This window comes from Polaromonas sp. P1_G2 (genome assembly GCF_056405515.1).
This window is the reverse complement of the sequence record NZ_JBFUBY010000808.1, coordinates 1-550: the sequence shown is the minus strand read 5'-3', so window position 1 is coordinate 550 and position 550 is coordinate 1. Positions and strand designations below refer to the sequence as shown.

Sequence of the window (550 nt, the reverse complement as noted above, 5' to 3'; positions counted from 1 at the left end):
CTCATCCTCGGCATGATCGGCGGGGCGTTTTATGCGTCGATCCCGGCGCTTTTGAAGACAAAATTCAACACCAACGAAATCCTCACCAGCCTGATGCTGGTCTATATCGCGCAGCTTTTCCTCGACTATCTCGTGCGTGGCCCCTGGCGCAATCCGGAAGGCCAGAATTTTCCCGAAAGCCGGACATTCAATCCATCGGCCGTCCTGCCGCCCATCTGGGAGGATTCGGGCAACGCGCATTGGGGTTTCGTCTTTGCCATCGTCGCCTGCATCCTGCTCTGGTTCATGATGGAATTCATGCTGAAGGGCTATCAGATCAAGGTTCTGGGCCAGTCATCGCGGGCAGGGCGGTTTGCCGGTTTTTCCGCCTCGGGCATGGTGTGGTTCTCGATGCTGCTCTCCGGCGCGCTGGCCGGCCTTGCCGGCATCTGCGAAGTGTCTGGTGTCATGGGTCAACTGCAGCCGTCGATCTCGCCCGGTTATGGCTTCACCGCCATCATTGTCGCCTTCCTCGGTCGGCTCAATCCGCTGGGTGTGATCGTGTCCGGGC

At 59.3% G+C, this 550-nt stretch carries 1 protein-coding gene; it reads left to right on the top strand.

Annotated elements, in window-relative coordinates; genetic code table 11:
- Positions 1-550, top strand: a 550-nt coding sequence (locus tag AC1D0P_RS27715) for an ABC transporter permease (protein WP_477679664.1), incomplete at both ends; no start/stop codon positions are given.